The organism is Brevibacterium ammoniilyticum, assembly GCF_038429965.1.
In the GTDB taxonomy this organism is placed as follows: Bacteria; Actinomycetota; Actinomycetes; order Actinomycetales; family Brevibacteriaceae; genus Brevibacterium; species Brevibacterium ammoniilyticum.
In genome coordinates this window covers 39511-58175 of record NZ_BAABNP010000018.1, presented here as the reverse complement: position 1 = coordinate 58175, position 18665 = coordinate 39511, and the positions used below count along the sequence as shown (strand labels likewise).

At 66.3% G+C, this 18665-nt stretch carries 14 protein-coding genes and 1 pseudogene; 13 read left to right on the top strand and 2 right to left on the bottom strand.

Annotation, left to right across the window (positions count from 1 at the left end; all coding sequences use genetic code 11):
* Positions 1 to 120: 120 nt before the first annotated feature.
* Positions 121 to 1143 (bottom strand): hypothetical protein, encoded by a 1023-nt coding sequence (locus tag AAHA49_RS16015; RefSeq protein ID WP_342038990.1) that lies wholly within the window; start codon positions 1141 to 1143, stop codon positions 121 to 123.
* Positions 1144 to 2558: 1415 nt separating this feature from the next.
* On the opposite strand from AAHA49_RS16015, the gene dnaK reads away from it, so the two are divergent.
* The 12 genes and pseudogenes from dnaK to AAHA49_RS15955 all read left to right on the top strand — a co-directional run bounded on the left by dnaK (position 2559) and on the right by AAHA49_RS15955 (position 15267).
* Positions 2559 to 4430 carry a molecular chaperone DnaK gene (gene dnaK, locus AAHA49_RS16010; protein WP_339392481.1) on the top strand — a complete coding sequence of 624 codons (1872 nt, stop codon included), beginning with the start codon at positions 2559 to 2561 and terminating at the stop codon, positions 4428 to 4430.
* Positions 4430 to 5101, top strand: coding sequence for a nucleotide exchange factor GrpE (locus tag AAHA49_RS16005; protein WP_339392480.1), 672 nt, complete (start codon positions 4430 to 4432; stop codon positions 5099 to 5101). Before dnaK ends, AAHA49_RS16005 begins: the two co-directional genes overlap by 1 nt.
* Positions 5102 to 5313: 212 nt before the next feature.
* Complete coding sequence (locus AAHA49_RS16000; protein ID WP_339392479.1) at positions 5314 to 6360, top strand: DnaJ C-terminal domain-containing protein; 1047 nt, start codon at positions 5314 to 5316, stop codon at positions 6358 to 6360.
* A 14-nt stretch (positions 6361 to 6374) separates the two neighbouring features.
* Positions 6375 to 6824 carry a heat shock protein transcriptional repressor HspR gene (locus AAHA49_RS15995; protein ID WP_339392478.1) on the top strand — a complete coding sequence of 150 codons (450 nt, stop codon included), beginning with the start codon at positions 6375 to 6377 and terminating at the stop codon, positions 6822 to 6824.
* Between the two features lie 346 nt (positions 6825 to 7170).
* On the top strand, positions 7171 to 8913 hold the full coding sequence (locus AAHA49_RS15990; RefSeq protein ID WP_339392477.1) for a purine-cytosine permease family protein: 1743 nt from the start codon (positions 7171 to 7173) through the stop codon (positions 8911 to 8913).
* Positions 8913 to 9215: an urease subunit gamma gene (locus AAHA49_RS15985; protein ID WP_339392476.1), complete on the top strand. Its 303-nt coding sequence runs from the start codon at positions 8913 to 8915 to the stop codon at positions 9213 to 9215. Before AAHA49_RS15990 ends, AAHA49_RS15985 begins: the two co-directional genes overlap by 1 nt.
* A gap of 85 nt (positions 9216 to 9300) precedes the next feature.
* The gene (gene ureB / locus AAHA49_RS15980) at positions 9301 to 9756 is read left to right on the top strand and encodes an urease subunit beta (RefSeq protein ID WP_339392475.1); all 456 of its coding nucleotides are present in this window, start codon (positions 9301 to 9303) and stop codon (positions 9754 to 9756) included.
* Entirely contained in the window at positions 9756 to 11459 is a 1704-nt protein-coding gene (locus tag AAHA49_RS15975) for an urease subunit alpha (protein ID WP_339392474.1), read from the top strand. Before ureB ends, AAHA49_RS15975 begins: the two co-directional genes overlap by 1 nt.
* A gap of 14 nt (positions 11460 to 11473) precedes the next feature.
* On the top strand, positions 11474 to 12268 hold the full coding sequence (locus AAHA49_RS15970) for an urease accessory UreF family protein (RefSeq protein ID WP_339392473.1): 795 nt from the start codon (positions 11474 to 11476) through the stop codon (positions 12266 to 12268).
* Positions 12261 to 13001 (top strand): annotated as a pseudogene (gene ureG / locus AAHA49_RS15965) (urease accessory protein UreG); the annotation flags it as partial. The gene AAHA49_RS15970 and the pseudogene ureG, both read left to right, overlap by 8 nt.
* Positions 13002 to 13210: 209 nt before the next feature.
* Positions 13211 to 14122: an urease accessory protein UreD gene (locus AAHA49_RS15960; RefSeq protein WP_342038989.1), complete on the top strand. Its 912-nt coding sequence runs from the start codon at positions 13211 to 13213 to the stop codon at positions 14120 to 14122.
* On the top strand, positions 14119 to 15267 hold the full coding sequence (locus AAHA49_RS15955) for a HoxN/HupN/NixA family nickel/cobalt transporter (protein ID WP_342038988.1): 1149 nt from the start codon (positions 14119 to 14121) through the stop codon (positions 15265 to 15267). The genes AAHA49_RS15960 and AAHA49_RS15955 overlap by 4 nt, the downstream gene beginning before the upstream one ends.
* 557 nt (positions 15268 to 15824) lie before the next feature.
* Here AAHA49_RS15955 and AAHA49_RS15950 read toward each other — a convergent pair.
* The gene (locus tag AAHA49_RS15950; protein ID WP_342038987.1) at positions 15825 to 17159 is read right to left on the bottom strand and encodes an LPXTG cell wall anchor domain-containing protein; all 1335 of its coding nucleotides are present in this window, start codon (positions 17157 to 17159) and stop codon (positions 15825 to 15827) included.
* A 569-nt stretch (positions 17160 to 17728) separates the two neighbouring features.
* Between AAHA49_RS15950 and AAHA49_RS15945 the strand changes: the two genes are divergently transcribed.
* Positions 17729 to 18601 carry a DUF1206 domain-containing protein gene (locus AAHA49_RS15945; protein WP_342038986.1) on the top strand — a complete coding sequence of 291 codons (873 nt, stop codon included), beginning with the start codon at positions 17729 to 17731 and terminating at the stop codon, positions 18599 to 18601.
* The last annotated feature ends 64 nt before the right edge of the window (positions 18602 to 18665 follow it).

Sequence of the window (18665 nt, the reverse complement as noted above, 5' to 3'; positions counted from 1 at the left end):
CAACCTCACGCATTACATCGCGAGGTGTCTGCTCGAGTCCGGTGGCTTCAGACCGGTTCTACACTCTCAATTACGATGAGCCGTTTTGATATCCGCAGTTGCGTTAGTGGCTGGTGATGCTCAACGACGGTCGAAGAACCTACGAATAGGGCCGCGTGGGGTAGGCGAGAGCTCAATAAACGATCGCGCGCTTAAGCCAAACTCCAGCTCGGAAAGGTGCTTCATGACGTGATGGCCAGCTTGGGCGAGTGTCGCGGGGTCATTGAACAAGTGGCGAGGCAGCCGGCCAATTGACGATGTGTAGGGTTCTCCGGCGAGAGTTTCCAACGATGTCAGAGATTCGACCGCGGAATGGGGGTTGTCGATTAGGAACGGCCAGTATTCGGTGACAACGCCGGAGTAATTTTGGACGAAGTTGGCGGGGTCCGTGTAGGAGGCAACTCCGAAAGTGTGGAGGAGTGTCCGGTAGGCGATGCGTTCGTCGCTGTCTTCGTCAATTCGGCACGGGGATGTGCTGAATGGGCCGCGACGCCACTCAACTTCCGCGGGGACACAAGGGACCTCCAATGCGGCGAGTGCAGCGAGACGGTGGTTGCCGTTGCCGTGGATGCGGAATATGTCACCGAGGGGTGATGTGTATCCGTCGACGTTGATGCGTAAGACTCCATCTTGGGAGATCGAACCGTCCGCACCAATTCCGAGCAGGGTGTGGAGTCCGCGTTCTTCGCCGTGTTCTCTGGCGATGCGCCGAGCAAATTCTGCGATACCGGTGATGCGGTCAGGGGATAGGCCACGTTGGGGTTGATGGGCAAAGTGGGCGCGGTCGCTCGCGTCATGGATGAATGATTGTGTTCCAGTCTCCTTTAGGAGCACTCTGTTGGGGTTGACCCAACACCATTCGACATCCTGTTGAGGCATTCCCGCATGTGGTTGTCCGAATGTTTCATCAGGCAGGTACGGCCGTGGGCGGGAAGCGAATTGTGTGATTCTTTCCGTGAGCTCGTCGATGTCTGGCGTTTCAAGTTGCTGGAGGTGCCGGACGAGGAAGGCGTGAGCGATTGGTGCAAGGTGTGAGGAAGCTGCGATGGCTCCTCCGCTGTGCAGGCTGATACGAACCTGATCAACGTGATTTCTGTCGGGCATCAAGTGATCCTAGTGTTTGTCACTGTGAGTGTAGCTTGTGATCCAGGAGCTTCACGGTCCTGTTCCTGTGTTATACAAGGCTGGGCGGTGGTCGCGGCGAAATTCTGTCGGCGCGGGTGGACTCTGGAAGTGTCATGGTCTCATGGGCTGAACGTCGTTGCCGCGGGGTTTTCGCGAGTTTCCGTCCAGATTTCGTCCGAGAGAAGTTTCCATTCGGTGTTGAGATTGTGGAGCGGGATTTGTGCGGTGAGATGTTCTCTTTCCGTTGGTCTCCCATCAATATGGATAAGCGCCTCGTACGGTTGGGAAGTGTGGCCACTCTCGTTTATTGACGAGTAGGCCCCCGTCGGTGAGCAGAACTGTTGTCCACCCCGTAGTGATCGTGGGTGTGCTGGTTGAGGGCCATCCAGGGATGAGTTCGAAAATCCATGCGACGGGCAATTGCAAGTGAGTCGTCAGTGAAGGGACTGAATTGCCCCGGGTTTCGCAGAGACTCCTTATCTTGGTTTACTCAGCAGTCGCGGGTTCTGCGCGGACTAGTTGCTCTCTTCCGAATGGACGGATCCCCAATTGCAGCCAGCTCTGTCTGGGCAAGCGTCATTTCTGGGTGTACCAGCGGTTCCAATTCGTCGCGCAGTTTTGAGTGGAGGAAGTGTGCTCGTCGGCTGACGGCGATGAACCAGAGGTTGCGCATCAGAACGGGATCTGCGCCTGACCATACTACGTTGCTCCAGCCTTTCGCCCGCATAAGCGGGCGGACCACGAGAACTGCTCCTGTACCCGTTTGTCGGAGAGTCTGGTTGCTGGGTTCGCATCGACGAGTGTGTTGCTGCCGTTGCTGTGTTCGAGTTGTATGTCGAGGACGTGTCTGCGCAGGTGGGCACCGTCTTGTTCTTGGAGGTGGAACGGCTGCGTTGCGATTCGTGTGGTGTTGGGGGCGAAGTCTGCGAGCCAGAGCCAATCGAGTTCGAGGAGGCTCTCGTGCATGGCGGTCCTGTGAGTGGCCGTGAGCTAGAACACACCGGGGAAATTTCTCTGCCTGATAAAACGGAGGACGACGCACAGGTTCTTCGCTGATCACTTCTTGAGGGCAGATCAGTCCGAGGGTGGTCGATACGAGCTCGGTGTCGCATGCTGGTAGGAAGCGCACCACTCGGAACGCATCTTAAAGGACCTTCGAAAAAATTCTTCAGGAGCGGAATAAACCCCCGCTCCACAAAGTTGAGTCTGGTGTACGCAACTTTTATGAGGCGGGGATTGACGATCTCGGCCGCGAAGAGAATACTTGAGTCCATCAGACTCAATGCGGGCGACGGTCCGACGAGACGACTCCGGGAGGCAGCTCCCGGTGGCACCTCTCAGGCCGACCGCGCGCATTCAGCCCGAGCCGACTCTCACAGATAAGGAGAAACGATATGGCACGTGCAGTTGGAATCGACCTCGGAACCACGAACTCCGTCGTCGCAGTCCTCGAAGGCGGCGACCCCAAGGTCATCGCGAACATGGAAGGCGGTCGCACGACCCCGTCCGTCGTCGCAGTCAACAAGAACGGGGACTCCCTGGTCGGCGAGATCGCCAAGCGCCAGGCTGTCACCAACGTGAAGAACACCGTGGCGTCCGTCAAGCGCCACATGGGCACCGACTGGAACACCGAGATCGGCGGCAAGACGCTGACCGCTCCCGAGGTCTCCGCCCGCATCCTCCAGAAGCTCAAGCACGACGCCGAGGAGTACCTGCAGGAGAAGGTCACCGACGCGGTCATCACCGTCCCTGCCTACTTCAACGACGCCGAGCGTCAGGCCACGAAGGACGCCGGTGAGATCGCCGGCCTCAACGTCCTGCGCATCATCAACGAGCCCACCGCTGCGGCCCTGGCCTACGGCCTCGAACGCGGCAAGGAAGACGAGCTCATCCTCGTCTTCGACCTCGGCGGCGGCACCTTCGACGTCTCGCTGCTCGAAGTCGGCAAGGACGACGACGGCTTCTCGACCATTCAGGTCCGTGCGACCTCCGGCGACAACCGCCTCGGCGGCGACGACTGGGATCAGCGGATCGTCGATTGGCTGGTTGAGCAGGTCAAGAACAACTACGGCGTGGACCTGACCAAGGACTCCACGGCGATGCAGCGTCTCAAGGAGGCCGCTGAGCAGGCGAAGAAGGAGCTCTCGTCCGCGACGAGCACCAACATCTCCCTGCAGTACCTGTCGATGAGCGAGAACGGTCCGATCCACCTCGACGAGACCCTCACCCGGGCGAAGTTCGAGGATCTGACCAAGGACCTCCTCGAGCGGACCAAGGCCCCGTTCCACGCTGTGATGAAGGACGCAGGCGTGTCCGTCAAGGACATCGACCACGTCGTCCTCGTCGGCGGTTCGACCCGTATGCCCGGCGTCACCCAGGTCGTCACCGAGCTCACCGGAGGCAAGGAGCCCAACAAGGGCGTCAACCCCGATGAGGTCGTCGCGATCGGCGCCGCCGTGCAGGCCGGTGTGCTCATGGGCGAACGCAAGGACGTCCTCCTCATCGACGTCACCCCGCTCTCGCTCGGACTCGAGACCAAGGGCGGCGTGATGACGAAGCTCATCGAACGCAACACCCCGATCCCGACCAAGCGCTCGGAGACGTTCACCACGGCTGAGGACAATCAGCCCTCGGTGTCGATCCAGGTGTTCCAGGGTGAGCGCGAGTTCACTCGGGACAACAAGAACCTCGGCACCTTCGAGCTGACCGGCATCGCGCCGGCTCCGCGCGGAGTGCCGCAGATCGAGGTCGCCTTCGACATCGACGCCAACGGCATCGTCCACGTCTCGGCCACCGACAAGGGCACAGGCAAGGAGCAGTCGATGACGATCACCGGCGGCTCGGCCCTGCCCAAGGAGGACATCGAGCGCATGGTCCGTGAGGCCGAGGAGCACGCGGAGGAGGACAAGAAGCGCCGTGAGGCAGCCGATGTCCGCAACAACGCGGAGAACCTCGCCTACCAGACCCAGAAGCTGCTCGACGACAACGCCGACAAGCTGCCTGAGGAACTGAAGTCGGAGATGCAGGCCGACGTCGACGCCGTCAAGAAGGCTCTCGAGGGCGAAGACGACGACGCCGTGAAGAAGGCTTTCGACACGCTCACCGAGAAGCAGCAGAAGATCGGCGAGGCGATCTACGCCCAGCAGGACGCCGGCGCCGCCGGTGCCTCTGACCAGGCCGGCGCCTCCGATGCCGGCACCGGTGCCGACGACGATGTCGTCGATGCCGAGGTCGTCGACGATGATGAGGACGGGGAGAAGAAGTAATGACGACCGAGGGCAACGATCCGTCGTCCGAGGAGCCGCGCTTCACCTTCCATGACAAGCGCCGGGTCGACCCCGACACCGGTGAGCTTCGTCCCGAGGCCGACGCCCAGTCGGCCGCGGGGGCCGGTGAAGGCGCCGACACCGAGGAGGTGCTGGCCGACGCCAGCGACCTCGGTGTCGACATCCCGGCCGATGCCTCCACGCTGGACGACACCGAGGCGGCCACCGAGCCGGGTGCGGCCGAGCCCGCGCCCGGGTCGGAGGCAGCCGCCCACCTCGCCGATCTCAAGCGGATCAACGCGGAGTACGCTGCCTACCGCATGCGTGCCGACCGCGAACGCGAGCGGGCAGCCGCGGGCGGAACGATCAAGGCCGTCGAGGCCCTGGTCCCCGTCCTCGACGAGGTGCGTCTGGCGCAGGAGAACGGCGACGTGACCGGGCCCTTCGAGGCCCACGTGAACAAGCTGCTCGACGCCCTGGCCAAGGTCGGCGTCGAACAGTACGGCGCCGTCGGCGACGAGTTCGACCCTCGCCTGCATGAGGCTCTCATGCAGCAGCCGTCGAACGATGTCGAGGTGCCGACGGTCTTCATGGTCATGCAGCCGGGCTACCGCATGGGTGATCGCATCATCCGCGCGGCCCGCGTCGGCGTGCAGCAGCCCGAGGACTGAGCATCCCGACCCCGCCGAGGTGACACCCAGCCCCAGCGTCCGGACACGGACGCTGGGAGCGGGGCGGCCGCCTCGGCGACGGTCCGGAATCTCCGGGAGGACAGCTTTCGGAGGTTGCGGATTGTGAGTGGACAGATGAGCAGAACGATGACAGAGCCGGTGCCGGCAGGCAGCGGCGAGCAGAACAGGACAAGGAAGAAGGGAGGTGCCAGATGAGTACCGGACCTCAGAATGATTGGTTCGAGAAGGACTTCTACAAGACCCTCGGCGTCTCCAAGGACGCCACGGACTCCGAGATCAAGAAGGCCTACCGCAAGCTCGCGCGGAAGTACCATCCGGACGCGAATCCGGGCGACGCCGAGGCGGAGGCCAAGTTCAAGGAGATCGGACAGGCCCACCAGGTGCTGTCGAACAAGGAGTCGCGCGAGCAGTACGACCAGGTGCGCGCGATGGGCAGCGGTGCCCGGTTCAGCGCGGGCGCCGGCGGCGCCGGTGGCGGAGGCGGCTTCGACGACGTGTTCTCCGACCTCTTCGGAGGCGGCGGGCGCACCCGGACCCGGACGACGTACTCCGGCGGCGGTTTCGGCGGATCCGGCGGCTACGGAGACGTGCCGCCCGACCTCGCCGATCTGCTGGGCGGATTCGGCGGCGGTGCCTCCTACGGCGGCTACGGCGACAGTGGCTTCGGCGGCTATTCGCCTCCGGTCAAGGGCGGGGACATCAAGTCCTCGACGAACCTCAGCTTCACCGAGGCGGCCAACGGCGCCTCGGTCAAACTGAAGATGCCCAACGGCAAGCCGCTGACGGTGCGCACCCCGATCGGGGTCAAGGACGGGCAGAAGATCCGTCTGGCCGGCAAGGGCAAGGCCAGCCCGAACGGCGGCGAGCCCGGAGACGTCATCCTCACCGTCAACGTCAAACCGCACCCGGTGTTCACCCGGGACGGCGACAACCTGCGCATCGACCTGCCGGTGAGCTTCGACGAGGCGGCACTCGGCGCCGAGGTCAAGGTGCCCACGCTCGGCGGTCAGCCCGTCAAGGTCAAGATCCCCGCGGGCACGCCCTCGGGCAGGACCCTGCGGGTGCGCGGCAAGGGCGTGCAGACGAAGAAGGGCACGGGCGATCTGCTCGTGACCGTGGAGATCGTCGCACCGAAGAACCTGTCGAAGGAAGCCAAGGAAGCGGTCGAGGCGTACAAGGCGGCGACCGAGGACGAGGATCCGCGGGCCGGCCTGCTCGATCGGGCCAAGACGAGCTGAGGCGGCGCATTCGTATGCAGTTCTCTCAGAGCGCGGCCCTCTACGTCATCTCGGTGGCGGCGGAGCTTGCGGGCATGCACCCGCAGACCCTGCGCCAGTACGACAGGATGGGCCTTGTCATCCCGCAGCGCACGGCCGGCAAAGGCCGACGCTATTCGGGTCGCGACATCGCGAAGCTGCGCCTGATCCAGCATCTCTCCCAGGACGAGGGGGTCAACCTCGTGGGGATCAAGAAGATCATGGAGATGCAGAACCAGATCGACGCACTGAGGAACCGGAACCAGGAGCTCGAGGAGGAAGTCCTCGCGCAGGCGGAGGAACGCGAACGCGATGCGCGCGTGTTCGCCGCCGGCTCCGGAGGCGATGTCGTCTCGATCGCCCGGGGCCGGCGCCCCAAGGTCAAAGCCGAATCCCCGACCGGCGCCGTCGTGCTCTACGACGACTTCCGCGCCCGGAGGGTGTGAGCGGGTCGGCAGTTGGCGGGCGGCCGGTTGCCTGATAGTGGTCGCCCGGCTGTTGGCGGCCGGTTGCCTACTGGCGGTCGACTCTCGGTTGAGCTCACTTGAGTCTGTGGGGCACAGTTCACGAACTGTGCCCCACAGACTCAAGTGGGCTCGACTTGTTTTCGGCGGCGGCACACACGCACTCGGCTCGACGCGAGGGCTGCGGCGTTCCACCTCGGCGGGCGGCAGTGTTTGCAAGGTGAGATACAGGTCTCGAAACATGGACGAAACTCGCCCGTCACGGACCGAAACAATCGGCTGTCAGGATGGGCGATGTTGAGTCCGGACGACGACCGAGGAGCCCACCATGACAGTGACCGCAGACGGGTCGGCCACGCCGCCGGCCGGCAGCAATGAGGCGAAGGCCGCGGCGAAGGAGAGTCTCGAGGACTACACGCTGCGGTTCGCACCGCGGTCCTACCGCACGTGGGCGCCGGCCGTGGTCGCGACGAGCGCACTCGGCGGCATCGCCTACCTCGCCGACTTCTCGATCGGTGCGAGCATCGGGCTCGCGCACGGCACGGCGAACGGCATCCTCGGCATCCTCACCGCCGCGATCATCATCTTCCTCACCGGCTGGCCGCTCGCGTTCTACGCCGCGCGCTACAACCTCGACCTCGATCTCATCACCCGCGGGGCCGGATTCGGCTACTACGGTTCGGTGATCACGAACATCATCTTCGCAACGTTCACCTTCATCTTCTTCGCCCTCGAGGGCTCGATCATGGCCCAAGGGCTCTACCTCGGTCTCGGACTCCCACGCCCCATCGGCTATCTCGTGTCCACGGTGCTCATCTTCCCGCTCGTCATCTTCGGCATGAAGGCGCTCGCCCGGCTGCAGGTCTCGACGACACCCCTGTGGCTCGTCCTCATGGTCGTCCCCGTCGGCTACCTCATCGCCTTCCAGCCCGACTCCGTCAACTCCTTCTTCGCCTACCAGGGGGAGAACGGGGAGAGCGCGAACTTCGCCTCGGCGATGCTCGCAGCCGGCGTCTGCCTCTCGCTCATCGCCCAGATCGCCGAGCAGATCGACTACCTGCGCTTCATGCCCCCGCGCACCCCGGCCAACCGTCGCAGCTGGTGGGCCGCCGTCATCCTCGCCGGACCCGGCTGGGTGATCTTCGGGGCGACGAAGCAGATCATCGGCATGTTCCTCGCCGTCTACCTCATCGCCAACGTCCCCGGGGCGACGAGCTTCGCGACCGAACCGGTCCAGCAGCTGCTCGCCACCTACGAGCAGATGATGCCCCAGTGGCTCGCCCTCCTGCTCGCCGTCGTTCTCGTCGTCATCTCGCAGGTGAAGATCAACGTCACCAACGCCTACTCGGGTTCGCTGGCCTGGACGAACGCGTACACGCGCATCACCAAGCGCTATCCGGGACGGATCACCTTCCTCGTCGTCAACCTGCTCTTCGCGCTCGCGCTCATGGAGCTGAACATGTTCGACTTCCTCAACGCGATCCTCAGCTTCTACGCGAACCTCGCGATGTCGTGGATCTGCGTCGTCGCCGCGGACATTGCGATCAACAAGTACGTTCTCGGTCTCTCGCCGAAGACACCGGAGTTCCGTCGGGGCATGCTCTACGACTGGAATCCCGTCGGAGTCGTGTCCCTCCTGCTCTCGGGAGGGGTGTCCATCGCCATCTACTTCGGGGCGTTCGGTGCCGCCGTGCAGCCGTTCTCGCCGCTCTTCGCCGTGGGTATCGCGATCGTCGCGACCCCGCTCATGGCGATCCTCACCCGGGGCCGGTACTACCTGCGCCGCCGGGACGACGGCATCGATGTGCCGATGTTCGACGAGCACGGCAATCCCACCGATGTCACTCTGTGGTGCCACGTGACGGAGATGGAGTTCGAGCGTCCGGACATGATCGCCTCGGCGAAGACCGGTCCGGACGGGCAGCCGCTCTATCTCAGCTCGCTCGCGCTCTCAACCGACCGCCTCGGCGAACATGTCCTGCCTGCCGACCCCGGTGGGGCACGGCCGAGTGTCACGCGGGGGCGGGCCGAGGTCGGGCGCGAGTCCGCCGACCCCGGCCGGGAGCGCTGATGCACTTCACCCCCGGTGACACCGAGAAGCTGCTGCTCTCGGTGGCCGGCATGATCGCCCGCGACCGGCTGTCACGCGGAGTGCCGCTCAACCACCCGGAAGCCGTGGCGCTGCTGAGCACGTGGGTGATCGAGCGGGCACGGGAAGGCGCGAAAGTCGAGGAGCTCATGGTCGAAGGCAGGGAGGTGCTCAGCCGGGACGACGTCCTCGACGATGTCGCCGCCATGCTCCACGACGTTCAGGTCGAGGCGACCTTCCCCGACGGGCGCAAGCTCGTCACCATCCACAACCCCATCGACTGAGCAGGGACGGCTGACCGCGGCCAGCCGGCCGCGATGGATCGACCGAGACAGACACGACTGAAACCAACCGACCGAGAGGACGCCCATGGCAGGAACGAGAGACCACGGGCCCGGTGCGGTGCGCGTGCGCGAGGGAACCCGAGTGCTCAATCGCCGCGACTCGGCGGGGGAGACCGGGACCGTGACGATCGAGAACACCGGCGACCGCCCGGTGCAGATCGGTTCGCACATCCACCTTCCCGACGTCAACGCCGCCCTCGCCTTCGATCGGCGGCAGACCGACGGCTTCCGTCTCGACGTCCCCGCGGGGACGTCGGTCCGCTTCGAACCCGGAGTCTCCCGCACCGTGCCGATCGTCAGCCTCGGCGGGCGGAGGGTCGTCCCGGGACTGCAGATCCGCGGCGATGCCGGCGGCAATGCCGATGACCTCACCGAGGTTGCCGCCCCGACCGTCGCAGCCGACCGCACCAGCGTTGCCGGCCCAACCAGCGTCGCTGACCCCACCGCCAACGATCCCATCGCTGAGGCGGGTGACTGTTGATGGCGGAGATCTCGGCCCAGCGCTACGCCGCGCTCTACGGTCCGACCACGGGTGACCAGGTCCGCCTCGGCGACACCGATCTGTGGATCGAGATCGAGGAGGATCGGACCTTCGGCGGGGACGAAGCGGTCTTCGGCGGCGGAAAGTCGATCCGGGAGTCGATGCTCCAGGGGACGACGACCCGCGCCGAGGGTGCACCGGACACCGTCATCACCAACGTCATCGTCCTCGACTGGTGGGGCGTCGTCCGCGCCGATGTCGGCATTCGGGACGGCAGGATCACCGCCCTGGGACGGGCCGGCAACGACGACATCGCCGACGGCGTCGATCCGGCGCTGCGGATCGGACCGTCGACCGACGTCATCTCCGGCGAAGGACGGATCCTCACCGCAGGCGGCATCGACTCCCACGTCCACTTCCTCTCGCCCTCCCAGATCCATGAGGCGCTCGCCACCGGCATTACCACTGTCATCGGCGGTGGCACCGGTCCCTCGGAGGGCAGCAAGGCGACGACGGTGACCCCGGGCGCCTGGAATCTGGGCACGATGCTCGCCGCCCTCGACGATGTGCCGGTCAACGTGCTCCTGCTCGGGAAGGGCAACACGGTCTCCGCGGACGGCCTCGCCGAACAGGCCCTCGGTGGTGCCGCCGGCTACAAGATCCACGAGGATTGGGGCGCGACTCCCGCCGCGATCGACGCCGCCCTGCGCGCCGCCGACGAGCACGGCCTCCAGGTCGCCCTCCACTCGGACTCGCTCAACGAGTCCGGTTTTGTCGAATCGACGATCGCCGCGATCGACGGACGCAGCATCCACGCGTTTCACGTCGAAGGCGCCGGCGGCGGCCACGCCCCGGACATCCTCTCGATCGCGGCTCTGGAGAACATCATCCCCGGATCGACGAACCCCACCCTGCCGCACACGGTCAACACCGTCGCCGAACACCTCGACATGCTCATGGTGTGCCACCACCTCAACCCGAGCGTGCCCGAGGACCTCGCCTTCGCCGAATCCCGGATCCGGGCGACGACCATCGCTGCCGAGGACATCCTCCACGACCTCGGCGCGCTGTCGATCACGTCCTCGGACGCACAGGCGATGGGCCGCATCGGCGAGGTCATCACCCGCACCTGGCAGGTCGCCCACACGATGAAGCACCGCCGCGGCCGCCTCGGCGAGAACCTGCCTGCGGACAACGAACGGGCACGCCGCTACGTGGCGAAGTACACGATCAATCCCGCGATCGCGCATGGCATCGACGAGCACGTGGGGTCCGTCGAGGCCGGGAAGATGGCCGACCTGACGCTGTGGGATCCGCGCTTCTTCGGGGTGCGACCGGACCTCGTCATCAAGGGCGGGACGATCGCGTGGGCGGGCCTCGGCGACCCGAACGCCTCGATCCCGACACCGCAGCCGGTGCTCATGCGACCCGCGTTCGGCGAGGCGATCGGCGCGCAGCGATCGGTCTCGTTCGTCTCCCCAGCCGCAGTCGAGGACGGGCTGCGGGATCGGCTCGGCCTGCGACGGGAGCTGCTGGCCGTGCGTCCGACGCGGTCGGTGGGCAAGGCGGACATGCGCAACAACGACGCCCGGCCGGCCATCGACATCGAGCCCGACACGTTCGCGATCGCCATCGACGGCGAGCCCGTCACCGCCGCCCCCGCCACCGTCCTCCCGCTCGCCCAGCTCTACCAGATGTTCTGATGGGGAGCCGACCGATGAGCGCGGGAACGACAGGCCGGGGAACGATGGGTGCGCTGGTGCCCGGGGCCGCCTCGGGAACGGTCTCCCCGGGAACGGTCGATGCCACCGTGCCGGGGGCCGCCTCGGCGACCCTGATGCTGCTCCTCGCCGATGCCCGCCTGCCGGCCGGGGCGCACGTGTCGTCGAACAGCGTCGAAGCCGGCCTGCGCAATGGACTGACCCCCGCCGAGGTGGCCGCCTACATGCGTGCCCGAATGCGCACCGTCGTCCGCGTCGAAGCCGGTGCCGCCGTCGTCACCCGGCATGTTCTGGTGGCTGAGGATGCCGCCGGCGCCGAGGAAGCCTGCGCCGATCCCGCCGCTGTGCTCACGACGGTGACCGCCGAATGGGCGGCGCGCACCCCCAGCCCGGCACTGCGGGAGATCGCCGAGGTGCTCGGGGCGGGCCTGCGCCGCGTGGCCGTGGCACTGTGGCCCGGCCTGGCCGGCGTGCTTCCGAGGCGGGGGACTCCACGACCTGTCGTGCTCGGCGCGATCGCCGCGGCCGCCGGGATTCCCGCCGTCGACCTCGTCCGGATCGTCGCCTACGACGATGCGCAGACCGTGGCCGCCGCGGTCCTCAAACTCGAACCGATGGACCCGATCACGGCCACCGGTTGGGTGCTCGAGGCATGCACTGCCTTCGAGGACTCCGTCGCCGACCTGGCGACGCTCACCGCCCCCGCAGCGATCCCCGCTGCCGGGGCACCGCTCATCGAGGTCTGGGCGCAGGCCCAGTCCGCACTGCCGAGGAGGCTGTTCCGTGCCTGAGTTCCCCACCCCACACCGTTCCCTGCGCCTGGGCGTCGCTGGTCCCGTCGGCACCGGCAAGAGTTCGCTCATCGCGATGATCTGCCGGGCCATGGCCGCCGAGATCCGCATCGGTGTCATCACCAACGACATCTACACCGACGAGGATGCCCGCCTGCTCCGTGCCGCCGGGGTCCTCGAACCCGAGCGGATCCGCGCGATCGAGACCGGGGCGTGCCCGCACACGGCAATCCGCGATGATGTCACCGCCAACCTCGCCGGGGTCGAGGACCTCGAGGCGGACTTCGATCCGCTCGACCTCGTCCTCGTCGAGTCCGGTGGTGACAACCTCACTGCGACGTTCTCCCCGGCGCTCATCGACGCGCAGATCTTCGTCCTCGACGTCGCCGGCGGCGGTGACGTGGCGCGCAAGGGTGGGCCCGGCATCGGGCGTGCCGATCTCCTCGTTGTCAACAAGACCGACCTCGCCCCCTATGTGGGCGTCGATGTCGAGCAGATGATCTCCGACGCCGAGGCGGCCCGTGACGGTGGTCCCGTGCTCGGTCTCTCGCGCACGGACGAGGCATCCGTGGCCCGTCTGCGGGCGTGGCTGCTCGGCCTGCTCGAAGCGCATCGAGCCGGTGCGCACGAACCGCAGGATCCCGGTCCGATGGCCCCGCACTTCCACGCCGACGAGGACGGCGGCTACGTGCATTCTCACGACGAAAAGCACGGGGACGGTGGGCATTCCCACGGCCATGAGCACACGACGGGCGAGCATTCGTACGGCGCGCACAGCGATGCGCGTGGGCACGCAGTGTCCGGGCACGACGAGCACAGGCACGCCGAGGCGGTCGCCGACAGGGCCTCCGGTGGTGCGACCGGTGGTGCGACCGTCGGTGCTTCCGCGCCGGTCTCGGACCAGCTTTCCACCGCAGACACCTTGACCGCATCCGGTCGAGGATGACAATTATCTCCGTCGAGCAGGTCGCGGGGAGGGACCGTCCGAAAGTCCGTCTCTCTCCCGGTCTGCTGCAGCCGAGACTCGTGTCCCGCAGGGCAGGAGGTCACGCCCATGTGGCGCTCGTCGCCGGGGGAGCGGTCCTGCTCGGTGGGGACACGGTGAGCATCGAGGTCAGGGTCGGTACTGGGTGCACCCTGGTCGTCGAAGACGTCGGCGGAACCGTTGCCTACCCGGCCGGGCCGGCCCGTGCCGCGTTGACAGGTGAGGGAGTCTCGACGTGGGACGTCGACATCGAGGTCGCCGACGGCGGCCGCCTCATCTGGGAGACGTACCCTTTCGTCGTCGCCACCGGGGCTAGAGTGCGCCGGTCGACCCGAGTTCGGATCGGCACCGAGTCCACGGTCTGCCTGCGGGAGACGATCGTGCTCGGGCGAACCGGGGAGACCGGAGGCGCGATGACGAGCAGCACCGATGTCCGTGACTGCGCAGGTGCTCCTGTCTTCGTCGAAGACCTCGCGATCGACGGAAGCGAGCCGTTGCCGGGCGTGCTCGGGGAAGCCTCGGTGCTCGACACGGCGATGCTCTTCGGCAGGCGGAGCCTCACGGAGGACGCGGACAGTCAGATCCTCGACCTCGCCAGTCCCGGAGCCATTGCGCGAGCGGTCGGTACGGCCGCGCACGCGTCTCATGTCGACGCCGTGTGGGACGACTGGACGCAGTCCGTGCTGGAGCCTCGCGGTACCCAGGATGACCAGGTGCGTCCAGAAGCCATCGACCACGGCGCGGTCGACCGATGCATTCAGACCGACGGGCAGTCCCTGTCGACCCCGCCGTCCGGCAGCGAAAGCACAAGTCCAATACAGCCCCCGTCCGACGAACGACCGACCGCACACGAGGAGGCGCGCTCATGAGCGTGACAGCAGACGAGACGACCACGACCCGACCGCTGACGAGGAGACCGTGGACGACCAAGTTTCCATTTGCGGTGATCACGACGCTCGCGGTCGTGGGCGTCTGCCTTGTGTTCGCGTCGACGAGCGGGATCGCGCCCATCGCAGCGTGGGGCCTGGCGGCAACTGCGGTACTGCTCGGTGCCCGTCACGCCTTCGATGCCGATCACATCGCCGTCATCGACAACGTCACGCGCAGACTGGCAACCGCCGAGCAGTCGCAACCCATGCCACGCGACCAGTCTCCGCCCGCGAACCACGGCTCAGACTCCGCAAACCCCGGATCCGGCCCTGCGAACTCCGGCCGTGCTCCCTTCACGAACCCCCACCGCGCTCGCCTCGAGGGCGGAGCCGTCGGGTTCTGGTTCGCCCTCGGTCACTCGAGCGTCGTCATCGTCACCGCCGCGTTCGTCACGGCCGGTGCCGGAGTGGCGCGCAGCCTCGTCATCAGCGAGGATTCGGATCTTCGCGAGGTGCTCGGCATGTGGGGACTGCTGTTCGCAACCTCAGTCGTCGCCGTCTTCGGCATCGTTAACCTCGTCGCGTTCATCCGTCTGCTGCGCAGTGACGTCGGGACCGACGGGACCGGCGGCACCGCCTCGGCGACCCGAGGCCCTCTGATCACCGTCTTTTCCCAGCTCATCGGAACGGTCGATCGACCCGCGCGCATGTACCCGATCGGACTGCTCTTCGGGCTCGGCTTCGACACGGCCGCGACGATCGGGCTGATGATCGCCGCAGGCACCACGGCCGCGAGCACCTCGCCCCTGCTCGCACTCTCCCTGCCGTTGCTCTTTGCCGCTGGTATGGCCGCGTGCGACACGGGCGACAGCGTGATGATGGCCCGGCTCTACCGGTGGGCGGCCGGTGACGGAGGACGCTTCCGCAGGTACAACCTCGTCGTCACGGGGCTCTCGGTGCTCGTCGCTGCCCTCGTCGTCATCGCCGGATTCGCCGAGGCGGGTGCCGAAACCCAACTGTTCCGTCTGCCGTCCGTCGACACCGAGTACGTCGGCTTCGCCGCAACCGGCCTCTTCATCCTCATCGCCATGCTTGCCCTGGTCGCCGCTCGAAAGCGGACGCGGACACCCGTCGCGGCAAAGTGAAGCCGTGGGGCTGGAAGCAGTCGGTCCCGTCGCGTTAAGTCGGTGGGGCCGGGTTGAGCCGGTCGTGCGGGACCCCGACGCCGACAGTTCGTCATTCGCGCAGGCCCCTTCCGGGCTGACATCGGTCAGAGCTCACTCCAGTCTGTACAGCTCAGTTCGCGAACTGAGCTGTACAGACTGGAGTGAGCTGGAACTGCCGTCGCTGGCTGCGCTTGCTCCTGCGCAGCGGTGATCCAGCCCATCGGGGGCCAAGCGCAGCCAAGACTCCCCGCATTGCGGTGACTCCGCACCCAGCGACGACCCCGGACCTTGACGACCTCGTGCTACGGCGACCGTGCGCCGGACCAGCTGCCCGGCGGCGGACACGCCTCGAGCACACCGATCAGGGGGACCAGCCTCGAGCGGGCATGACAAGAGGCGCCCCATCCGACACCCGTGTGGGAGTCGGACGGAGCGCCTCGTGTCTGTCAGATGCTCAGCCTCTCGATCGTCGCGCCCGCCTGGCTAAGGGTGGCCGGCCCGATGACGATCAGCTGAGTTGACGAACTCCGGTCGGATCAGATGTCCGACGGGGAGACTGCTGCACTCCGGCGGCGCTTCGTCATGACGACTGCCGCACCACCGACGAGGAGGAGGGCCGCGCCGGCTGCGAGGCCGCCGAGCTCCATACCGGTGCGGGGGAGGTCCCCGCCGCCACCGGCGTTGCCGCCGTTGTCATTGTCGCCTCCGCCGCCACCGGCGTTGGCCTCGTTCTCAACCGAGAACTCGCCGGTGAGCTTGTCGTCACCGCAGGTGACGGTCACCGAGTAGTCGCCGATGTAGGCGCTCGGGTTCGACGCCGAGGTGCCGTAGACGTTGACGAACGCCGTGCCCTTGTCGTCGGCCTTGACGGTGCGGTCGAAGGCCGTGACGTTGATGTCGCTCTTGGGGTTGACGAGGAAGCGGACGTCTTCGCCGGGCTTGCAGTTCTCGATGGCGACCTTGACGCCCTTCTTCTGATCGACGAAGTCCTTCGGGCTGACAGTCTCAGGGGAGATGATCAGCTTGGCGTCGGCAGCCGGGGTGGTCGGCTCTTCGGTCGCGTCCTCGGTGACGGTGAACTCCACCGCTTCGGTCTTCTCACCGGTCTTGTCGTCGACGAAGGCGACGACGTACTTGCCGACCTTGGCCGCGCCCTCGGGGGCGATGAGCGTACCGGTGATCTTGCCGTCCTCATCGGCCGTGATGATGTCGGCCTGCGTGCCGGCCTGGGCGGCCTGCACGCCTGCCTTGTCGCCGGACTGCGGGGTGGAGATGCCCTCGATCGAGACGGTGCCGCCGGGAGTGAAGCCCTCACCGGAGAACTTCAGGCCCTTGCTCTCGATCTCCGAGACGCTGATCTTCTCCGAAGCGAACTTCGCCTTCGGGTCGACAGCGGGAGCGGTCGGCTCTTCGGTCTCATCCGGGGTGACGGTGAAGGACGCGTCATAGGTCGCGGACTCGGTGCCACGGTCCACGGTGACGGTGAAGTCGACGGGGCCGGCGGGCACTTTTTCGGGATCGCCGGAGTCGTTGATGATCGTGAAGGTAACCGTGGCGCCTTCGGCGACGGTCTCCTCACCGGTCAGGCTGTCGGTGACGACGTCGCCGGCCTCGAGGCCGGTGACAGTGACGTCGACGCCCTTCTTCGCATCGGCGAGGTCGGTCTGCGAGATCTCCGTGGGAGACACCGACACAGACGCTTCGATCTTCTGAACGTCCGCCTCGGCCGTCTTGGATTCTCCGCCCGTGGCCGGCGTCTGGACTCCGGTGCGGGAGAAGGCATCACCGGAGTTCGGTGCGGCGATGACGGGGGATGCTGCGAGGCCGGTGATGGCGAGGGCCACCACGGGAGCGAGCACGAGCTTCTTCATTCTGATCCTTCGGGTGCGAGGGGAGGAAAGGTTTCCGAAGGTAACGGTAATGAAACATTCACGACGCGCATAGTTTAGAACGTTTTGGTCACCGTCTCCGGGCAGATTTTCTTTCCGACAGCTCGGATTCGCGTCGAGTTGCGGGGTGACGGCAGGGTTGACGCCAGGTCAGGATCGCGTCAGGCGCCGAGGTTCCGGCAGGGCGAGTGCTGGCCGATCGTGAGTCCGCCGAGACTTGCCCGCAACCTTGCTCCCGCCGCCCGTAACCCGCCTGCAACTTTTCTCGCCGCGACCGGCACCCCCTTCCCATGACCCGGCAATCTCAGACCCGCCTGCAACCTTCCTCGCACCAACCTGCAACCCCCGACAGCAACCCCCGCCGCCCGCAATCTCACCGCGCCCTCTTCCTCCGCCACCACCAGGAACGCCCGCCGCCACCAGGAACACCTGCAACCACTAGGAACGCCCACTACCTGCCCTAGACCCGACCGCGACCCGCCTGGTGAGACAAGAATCCTTGACAGCAGGGGTGACGGTGCAACACTGAAACCTATGACTGGAGACGTGCTATGACTGGAGACTCGACGATCAAGCGGGCCGCAAGCAAGGCCGACGACGCGGCGGTCAGCGCCGCGGACAGCAAATGGTTCGAACGGGTGGCCAGGGTCGGCTTCATCGCCAACGGCCTCGTCCACATCATCCTCGGTGCGACCGCTGCCGGTCTGGCGCTGGGCAAGAGCGGCGAAGCCGAGCAGTCTGGTGCGATGCAGCAGATGGCCTCACAGCCCTTCGGCATGGTGCTGCTGTGGCTGTGCATGCTCGGCTGCGCGCTGCTGGCGCTGTGGAACCTCGCCAACGCCTTCTTCGGCACGGCCACCCTGCGCGGACACGGGTCGACCGATCCTCGCGACGAGCACGGGCGTGACCGTTGGAAGGACTTCGTGCTCGCGATCGCCCAGGGCATCACGTACGCGGCCGTGGCTGTGCTCTTCGGCAAGTTCGTCTTCGGACAGGGCTCCGATTCGGGTCAGTCCTCGCAGCAGGCCTCATCGACGCTGGCGCAGGCTCCAGGTGGAATCCTCCTCCTCGTCGTCATCGGCGTCGTCGTCACGATCATCGGCATCGTGTTCTGCGTCAACGGCATCCGCAGGAATTGGAAGGACGATGTGCGCACCCCGCGTTCGAGTGCGGTGGCGAAGCTGCTGACGATCACCGGCGTCCTCGGCCACCTCGGCAAGGGTGCGACCCTCATCGCCGTCGGCATCCTCGTCATCGTCTCCGGGGTCACGGGGGATCCCGAGAAGTCGACCGGCGTCGATGGGGCGCTCAAAGCCATGCGCGAGCAGCCCTTCGGCACGTACCTCCTCCTCGGCGTGGGCGTCGGACTCGTCCTCTACGGAGTCTTCCTCTTCCTGCGCGCCCGATACGACAAGATGGATTGATACCGGAGCGCCCCGGGAACTGCCACGGTGCACCGAGGAGACTGCGTTAGTGTGTGGTCTGAAG

What these genes read in the sequence shown, in the direction of transcription:
- AAHA49_RS15985 (WP_339392476.1), top strand. Translation starts at nt 8,913, where the DNA reads ATGCACTTCACCCCCGGTGACACCGAGAAGCTGCTGCTCTCGGTGGCC.
- AAHA49_RS15995 (WP_339392478.1), top strand. Translation starts at nt 6,375, where the DNA reads ATGCAGTTCTCTCAGAGCGCGGCCCTCTACGTCATCTCGGTGGCGGCG.
- AAHA49_RS15975 (WP_339392474.1), top strand. Translation starts at nt 9,756, where the DNA reads ATGGCGGAGATCTCGGCCCAGCGCTACGCCGCGCTCTACGGTCCGACC.
- AAHA49_RS15955 (WP_342038988.1), top strand. Translation starts at nt 14,119, where the DNA reads ATGAGCGTGACAGCAGACGAGACGACCACGACCCGACCGCTGACGAGG.
- AAHA49_RS15970 (WP_339392473.1), top strand. Translation starts at nt 11,474, where the DNA reads ATGAGCGCGGGAACGACAGGCCGGGGAACGATGGGTGCGCTGGTGCCC.
- AAHA49_RS15960 (WP_342038989.1), top strand. Translation starts at nt 13,211, where the DNA reads ATGACAATTATCTCCGTCGAGCAGGTCGCGGGGAGGGACCGTCCGAAA.
- AAHA49_RS15950 (WP_342038987.1), bottom strand. Translation starts at nt 17,159, where the DNA reads ATGAAGAAGCTCGTGCTCGCTCCCGTGGTGGCCCTCGCCATCACCGGC.
- AAHA49_RS15990 (WP_339392477.1), top strand. Translation starts at nt 7,171, where the DNA reads ATGACAGTGACCGCAGACGGGTCGGCCACGCCGCCGGCCGGCAGCAAT.
- AAHA49_RS16005 (WP_339392480.1), top strand. Translation starts at nt 4,430, where the DNA reads ATGACGACCGAGGGCAACGATCCGTCGTCCGAGGAGCCGCGCTTCACC.
- AAHA49_RS16000 (WP_339392479.1), top strand. Translation starts at nt 5,314, where the DNA reads ATGAGTACCGGACCTCAGAATGATTGGTTCGAGAAGGACTTCTACAAG.
- AAHA49_RS15945 (WP_342038986.1), top strand. Translation starts at nt 17,729, where the DNA reads ATGACTGGAGACTCGACGATCAAGCGGGCCGCAAGCAAGGCCGACGAC.
- AAHA49_RS16015 (WP_342038990.1), bottom strand. Translation starts at nt 1,143, where the DNA reads ATGCCCGACAGAAATCACGTTGATCAGGTTCGTATCAGCCTGCACAGC.
- dnaK (WP_339392481.1), top strand. Translation starts at nt 2,559, where the DNA reads ATGGCACGTGCAGTTGGAATCGACCTCGGAACCACGAACTCCGTCGTC.
- ureB (WP_339392475.1), top strand. Translation starts at nt 9,301, where the DNA reads ATGGCAGGAACGAGAGACCACGGGCCCGGTGCGGTGCGCGTGCGCGAG.